7 protein-coding genes are annotated in these 6,699 nt (G+C 69.7%); 3 read left to right on the top strand and 4 right to left on the bottom strand.

The window, feature by feature from the left end; translation table 11 throughout:
- Positions 1–3 precede the first annotated feature (3 nt).
- The gene (locus ETD83_RS07165; protein WP_138644257.1) at positions 4–2,139 is read right to left on the bottom strand and encodes a DEAD/DEAH box helicase; all 2,136 of its coding nucleotides are present in this window, start codon (positions 2,137–2,139) and stop codon (positions 4–6) included.
- Positions 2,140–2,444: 305 nt separating this feature from the next.
- On the opposite strand from ETD83_RS07165, the gene ETD83_RS42270 reads away from it, so the two are divergent.
- Positions 2,445–2,606 carry a hypothetical protein gene (locus tag ETD83_RS42270; protein ID WP_171064055.1) on the top strand — a complete coding sequence of 54 codons (162 nt, stop codon included), beginning with the start codon at positions 2,445–2,447 and terminating at the stop codon, positions 2,604–2,606.
- Here ETD83_RS42270 and ETD83_RS07170 read toward each other — a convergent pair.
- Complete coding sequence (locus ETD83_RS07170; protein ID WP_138644258.1) at positions 2,566–3,159, bottom strand: TetR/AcrR family transcriptional regulator; 594 nt, start codon at positions 3,157–3,159, stop codon at positions 2,566–2,568. The genes ETD83_RS42270 and ETD83_RS07170 overlap by 41 nt on opposite strands.
- Positions 3,160–3,246: 87 nt before the next feature.
- Between ETD83_RS07170 and ETD83_RS07175 the strand changes: the two genes are divergently transcribed.
- The gene (locus ETD83_RS07175) at positions 3,247–3,672 is read left to right on the top strand and encodes a nuclear transport factor 2 family protein (protein ID WP_138644259.1); all 426 of its coding nucleotides are present in this window, start codon (positions 3,247–3,249) and stop codon (positions 3,670–3,672) included.
- Positions 3,669–4,502, top strand: a complete 834-nt coding sequence (locus ETD83_RS07180; RefSeq protein ID WP_138644260.1) for an NmrA family NAD(P)-binding protein — start codon at positions 3,669–3,671, stop codon at positions 4,500–4,502. Before ETD83_RS07175 ends, ETD83_RS07180 begins: the two co-directional genes overlap by 4 nt.
- 44 nt (positions 4,503–4,546) lie before the next feature.
- Here the strand turns inward: ETD83_RS07180 and ETD83_RS07185 are convergent, their stop codons facing one another.
- Both ETD83_RS07185 and glnA read right to left on the bottom strand, forming a co-directional pair.
- On the bottom strand, positions 4,547–5,038 hold the full coding sequence (locus ETD83_RS07185) for a GNAT family N-acetyltransferase (protein ID WP_138644261.1): 492 nt from the start codon (positions 5,036–5,038) through the stop codon (positions 4,547–4,549).
- Between the two features lie 100 nt (positions 5,039–5,138).
- Positions 5,139–6,563 carry a type I glutamate--ammonia ligase gene (gene glnA, locus ETD83_RS07190; protein ID WP_138644262.1) on the bottom strand — a complete coding sequence of 475 codons (1,425 nt, stop codon included), beginning with the start codon at positions 6,561–6,563 and terminating at the stop codon, positions 5,139–5,141.
- Positions 6,564–6,699: the final 136 nt, after the last annotated feature.

The following is a 6,699-nucleotide window of genomic DNA, read 5'->3' on the forward strand; positions in this document are numbered from 1 at the left end:
CGCTCACGACGTGGCGAGCCGCTCCTGCTCCTCCTGGACGATCTGCCGCGCGAGGGCCTGCTCGGAGATGTCGACCGCGTCGGGCGTCCGCTCCGCGAGATCGCTGCGGCGCGCGTACTCGTCGAACAACCTGGCCTTGAGCTGCAGGATCTCCAGCATCCGCTCGTCCACGCCGCCGGGCGTCAGCAGCCGGTGGACCTGCACCGTCCGCACCTGCCCCATCCGGTGGGCGCGGGCGATCGCCTGCGTCTCCATCGTCGGCTTCACCTGCGGCTCACAAATGATCACGACGGACGCGGCCTGCAGGTTCAGCCCGACCCCGCCCGCCTGGATCTGCGCCAGCAGAACGGCGTGCCCGGACGCGGCGGTGAACGCGTCCACCAGTTCCTGGCGCCGCACCGGCGGAACGTCACCCGAGATCGGCCCCCGCGCGTTCGGCAGCGCCGCCTGGACGGTGGCCAGCACGTCCCGGAAATACGAGAAGATCACGACCTTCAGCTCGTTCGCCGCCGCCTCCTCGACCAGCTCCACCAGCCGGTCGAGCTTCGCCGACTTCTTCGGGACGGCATACGCGGCCCTGCGCATCGCCATGAAATTGCCGTCGGCCACGGCCCGCCGGTAGGCCCTGGCATCCGCCCTGCTGAACTCCTCCAGCTCGTCCACGTACACGACCTCGGGGAGCTCGACGAGCACGTCCCGCTGGTTGCGCCGCAGATAGACAGGCGCGACCGCCGACCGGAACGCCCGCGCCCCCACCGCCGCGTCATGCGGCCGGATCTGCTTCGCCACCTCCGGCCGCAAATGCGCGACCAGACTGCGGAACTCCTCGACCCGGTTCTCCATCGGCGTTCCGGTCAGAAAGAGAACATTCTCCGTCCGCTTGCACCAATACGCGACCGCCTGGGCACGCCGCGTCTCGTGATTCTTCGCGTAATGGGCCTCGTCCACCACGAACATCCCGAGCTGCACATGCTCCGGCACGTCCAGCGAATGGAGCGTGGCGAGCGTCGTAACGGCGATCCCGCCGTCCCCGGCCCACTTCTCCAACGCGGTCTCCCGCCCCGACCCGTGCAGGGGATGCGCCGCCAGCGTGCAACGCGACTCGATCTCCCGCACCCAGTTGATGAGCACACTCGCCGGACACGCGACAAGGAAATGCGTCGCCCCCTGGGCCCGCAGATGCGCCATCGCCGCAATCGCCTGAATGGTCTTTCCGAGCCCCATCTCATCGCCCAGGATCACCCGCCGCTGGACGAGCGCGAACCGCGCCCCGAACGACTGGTATCCGCGCAGCGAAACCCGCCGGAACCCGTCGTCCAGCGGCTGGTGTTTCACCCGCGCCGCCAGATCACCCGGCAGGAACCCCTCCGCCGCCTCCCGCTCGGGCACCAGTGCCGCGAGATCGGCGAGCAGAGTCTGATAATCAGAGGCCCGCAACTCGAAGTCGATCCACGCCTCATCGCCCGAAACAGCGGGCCGCAGCAGATCGACCGACCCCTGCGACATCAGCAGCCGGGTATCGCGCTCCTCCTCACCCCTCAGCGCCTCCGCCAGCTCGCCGACCGCCTCCCGCGCCCGCTCCCGCCGCGACGGCCGCGCGAAGATCTTCCGCCACCACGACCCCATCGGCCGCGCGTCCCGCACAAGCGGCCCGAACCGACGCTCCACATCCTGAGCCGCGGCCCGCGCCCGCGGCAGCTCGGGCCCGGCGTTCACCAGGCGGTGCAACGCGATGACCAGCGGCGTCGTCACCTCGTCCCGACGCTCCACGTCGATCCGCACGCCCACCGACTGCTCGGCCGCCTCCGCCAGCCCGCCCGCCGCCGCGTGGAGCTGCTGCGCGGTCTGCGGCCCGATCCCCGGCAGTAGCTGAAGCCGGTACCGCGTAGCCTCCAGCACATCAGCGACACTGGCGAACCCGGCCTCTTCCAAGGGCCCGAGCCGAAGCCGCCCATCCGTGACGTCCTTCAACCGGGCCAGCGGAATCGACCGCATCTGCTCCCGCGCCGCCTCCACCCGCAACGGCTTCAGCGCCCCCTGCACCTCGGACACGGCCCGCCGATGATCGGCCAGCAGGTCACGCGCGGCACCCAGCAGCGAGTGAGCGTCCCGCAGGACGCCCTTGGGCTCGTCCGTCATCCCGCTCCCTCGTCCGGAGGTCCAGCCACATGATGCCAGCGCCCCCCGACACCTGCGCCCAGCCTTGAAGCACCGGGACTGGAGGCGCAGGGCCTTGAACACCCGAAGTATCGACCCCGCGGCCCGAGACCGTCGCGCAGCGCATCCAGCACTACCGGGAGCGGCCCAGCATGTCCCGCGCCCGACCATCGCACCATCCTCGGCGGCCTGCTCCCCGAATTGATCCGCGAGGCCAAGCACACGCCGGGGATTTCGACGCGGCCGAGGCCGCGAACCGCGGTGGCCTCGACTTCCTCAAGCCCCGGGTGGACGGCGCCGACAACGAGCTGCGCGCCATGTGGGGCGCGCTTCACCACGAGGTCGCCTACACCGCCGCCCGAGCCGAGCAGTCCGCAACGGCATGGCGCTGGTGGGACCGCGCTGAGATCAACGCCCGTCCGGACGAGAGCGCAGGATTGTGGCTGTGAAGCCCGCGAGATAAGCCCGTAGCGTCTCGGGCGGTACGCGCTCTCGTCCTGCCAGGTGCTCGACGAGGTCGGCTCTGGTGGCGGCGAGGAGTGCGTGGGCCGTGAAACCGGTGTCGGTCAGACCCGGCACTTGTTCCAGCAGGTTTTGAAGCAGGTTGTGCCATGCCGCGTAGTGCTCCGCTTGGTACGGGCTGGTGCCGCTGGTTTCCTCCAGGGCCAGTGCGAGGCCGCGGTTGTCGAGTTTGAAGCGCAGGATGGCGTCGAGCAGGGCGGGTATGCGCTCCAGTGGCGGGGTGCCGGGTCCGAGTGGCGGTGGGCCGGCCTCGACGGCGTTCCTGATCGGTTCCAGTCGTGCCTGGTACAGGGCGCGGATCAGGCCGGTGCGGTCGCCGAAGGCGCGGAAGAGCGTCCCCTTGCCGACACCGGCCGCCGCCGCGACGTCGGCCATGGTGACCTCGTCCGGGCTCGCGCTGCGGGCGAAGAGGGCGTCGGCGGCCGTGAGGACGGCTTTCCGGTTGCGCACGGCGTCCTTGCGGGGTCTGCGCTCGGGCATGGGCTCTCCAGGTTGCGATCCGGACCATGGGTCCGTATCTTCAAATTCCGGACCCAGAGTCCGGATTCTAGAAGATGGAGGACGCCCATGCCCGCGCACACGTCACCGGCGGACCTGTTCCGCCACAGCCTGCGACTGCTTTTGGACGGCGACATCCCCGGCTGGGTCGCGCTTTGGGCCGAAGACGGCGTCATGGAGTTCCCCTTCGCCCCGCCAGGCTGGCCTGGACGCCTGGACGGAGCCGAGGCCATCGCCGCCTACATGCGCGAGTATCCCGACCACATCGACCTGCACGACTTCACCGGCGTGCGGATCCACCAGACCGCCGTTCCGGAGACCATCGTGGTCGAGATGCGCGGCGTCGGGCGGCTGGTGAAGACCGGCAAGCCCTTCGACATGTCCTACATCGCCGTCGTGACCGTCCAGGACGGGCGCTTCGCCTCCTACCGCGACTACTGGAACCCGTTGGTGGTCCTCGAACCCGGTGCCGACTTCGCCGGGAGTGCCCGGTGAGCGACACCATCCTGGTCATCGGCGCGACCGGCACCACCGGCAGCCGCGTCGCGGCGCGGCTGGCGGCCTCGGGGCACCGGGTCAGGGCGGCCGGTCGTCGCGCCGCTCTCGTCCCTGGCGCGGAATCGGTCCGTTTCGACTGGTACGAGCCCGGCACCCATCGCGACGTCCTCGACGGGGTTGGGCGCCTCTACCTCGTACCGCCGCCGGGCGATCTGTCCCCGGCGGCGGTCATGGTGCCCTTCCTCGACCTTGCTCGCGCGGCCGGTGTCCAGCGCGCGGTGCTCCTCAGTTCGTCGGCCATACCCGAGGGCGGCCAGGCTTCGGGAAAGGTGCACAAGGTCCTTCCACACCTGTTCGAGCGGTGGGCGGTGTTGCGGCCCTCCTGGTTCATGCAGAACTTCACCGGCACCCACGTCCACGCCAGGAGCATCCGGGAGGAGGCCATGATCCTCACCGCCGCCGGCGACGGCCGTGTCGGCTTCGTCGACGCCGACGACATCGCGGCCGTCGCCGTCCACGCCCTGACCGACGAGCACGCCCCGGACACCGACCTCGTCCTCACCGGGCCGGAGACGCTGAGCCACGACGACATCGCCGCGATCATCACCGATGTCACCGGTCGGACGGTCGTCCATCGCCGGCTGTCCTACGAGCGGCTGCGCGATCGCCTCGCGGCGCTGGTGCCGCCGGAGTACGCCGAGATGCTGGCGGGCATGGACCGCGCCATCGCCGAAGGGGCCGAGGACCGCGTCACCGGCGCCGTCCACCGCGTCACCGGCCGGGCTCCGCGCGCCTTCCGCGCCTTCCTCGAAGACGAACCGCGATGACGCCGTTCCGCCGTTCGCGCGGGGGCCCGCCTGCACCGGAGTGCTCAGGCGTTGAAGGAGATCCAGACGTCGGGCGGGAGCTGGGGGCTGGTCGGTACCGGTCTTAGCTCCTCGGTCCAGGCGTCGGGGGCGATCTCGGTGGCCACGCGGCGCCAGAAGTGGACGGCGGGGACGTTCTCGTCCTGGAAGGCGACCTCCCACGGGCCCGGGTGCCTGGCGATCACCTCCCGGACGCTGCGCAGGCCGAGCCCTGTCCTGCGGGCGCCGCGGACGATGAAGAAGGAGCTCAGCACGCGCTTGTCGTCCTTGAGGCCCCGGACGGTCGCGAAACCGACGGGGTCGGCGTCGCTGGTCAGCAGGTACGCGGCCCAGTCCGGGTCGTGGAAGGCGGCGTGGAGGCGTTCGCTGCGGAACGTTCCATCCGGGCGGGGGAGCAGGCCGCGGAACTGCGAGACGTCGTGCTGGAACATCAGCCACAGGCGCTCAAGGACCGGGCGGTCTCCGGAGTCGGCGAGGCGAACTGACAGGTCGGGCATGAAGGTCCTCGGTAAGTGCGGAAACGCGAAAGAGCCTCCTGAAGACGGTCTCAGGAGGCTCTCGCCGCTAGCAAGATCTTACCAAGGGCCCGACGGCTGCTCAGATGTCGTAATAGAGCTCGAACTCGTGCGGGTGGGGGCGGAGGCGGATGGGGTCGATCTCGAACTCGTTCTTCATCGTGATCCACGTCTCGATGAGGTCGGGCGTGAAGACGCCGCCTTCGAGGAGGTAGTCGTGGTCGGACTCCAGGGCCTCAAGGACCTCGGGGAGCGAGCCGGGGACCTGCGGGATCGCGCGGGCCTCCTCGGGCGGGAGCTCGTAGAGGTCCTTGTCCACCGGCTCGGCGGGCTCGATCTTGTTCTTGATGCCGTCCAGGCCGGCCATGAGCATGGCGGAGAAGGCCAGGTACGGGTTGCAGGACGGGTCCGGCACGCGGAACTCGACGCGCTTGGCCTTCGGGTTCGAGCCGGTGATCGGGATGCGGATGCAGGCCGAGCGGTTGCGCTGGGAGTAGACCAGGTTGACCGGGGCCTCGAAGCCGGGGACGAGCCGGTGGTAGCTGTTCACGGTGGGGTTCGTGAACGCCAGGAGCGACGGGGCGTGCTTGAGCAGGCCGCCGATGTAGTAGCGGGCGTTGTCCGACAGGCCCGCGTAGCCGACCTCGTCGTAGAAGAGGGGCGCGCCGTCCTTCCACAGGGACTGGTGGCAGTGCATGCCGGAGCCGTTGTCGCCGAAGATCGGCTTCGGCATGAACGTGACGGTCTTGCCCGCGGCGCGCGCGACGTTCTTGACGATGTACTTGTAGAGGAGGAGCTGGTCGGCGGTCTTCAGGAGCGTGTCGAACCGGAAGTCGATCTCGGCCTGGCCGGCGGTGCCGACCTCGTGGTGCTGCATCTCGACGTGGATGCCGCAGGCCAGGAGCTGCGCGACCATCTCCGAGCGCAGGTCGGTGTAGTGGTCCATCGGCGGGACGGGGAAGTAGCCGCCCTTGTACGGGGGCTTCGCGCCGAGGTTGCCGCCGGGCTCCTCGCGGCCGGTGTTCCACGCGCCCTCGACGGAGTCGAGGTAGTAGTAGCCGGCGTTCGCCTTGGTCTCGAACCGGACGTCGTCGAAGATGTAGAACTCGGCCTCGGGGCCGAAGTAGCAGGTGTCGGCGATGCCGGTGCCGCGCAGGTAGTCCTGCGCCTTCTTCGCCACGTTGCGCGGGTCGCGGCTGTACGGCTCGCCGGTCAGCGGGTCGTGGACGAAGAAGTTCAGGTTCAGGGTCTTGTGCTGGCGGAACGGGTCGACGACGGCGGTGGACGGGTCCGGCAGCAGGAGCATGTCCGACTCGTGGATCTCCTGGAACCCGCGGACGGACGAGCCGTCGAACATCAGCCCCTCGGTGAAGACGCTCTCGCCGAAGCTCTCGACGGGGAACGTGAAGTGCTGCATCTTGCCCGGCAGGTCCACGAACCGGCAGTCGACGAATCGCACACCTTCGTTCCTGATGTAGCTCAGGACCTCTTCGGCGCTGCTGAACATCCGGCCTCCTTGAGCGCTTCTCGGCTTCCCGGCAGGCTAGGTCGGCGCCGTTTCCCGGCCGTGTCTCATATGTTTCCGCTGTGTTACGCGTCCGGCGGAGGCCGCGGCGGGGGCGGGCCCGAGCCGTGCCGGGGGC

The organism is Actinomadura soli (assembly GCF_005889715.1).
GTDB classification, from domain to species: Bacteria; Actinomycetota; Actinomycetes; order Streptosporangiales; family Streptosporangiaceae; genus Spirillospora; species Spirillospora soli.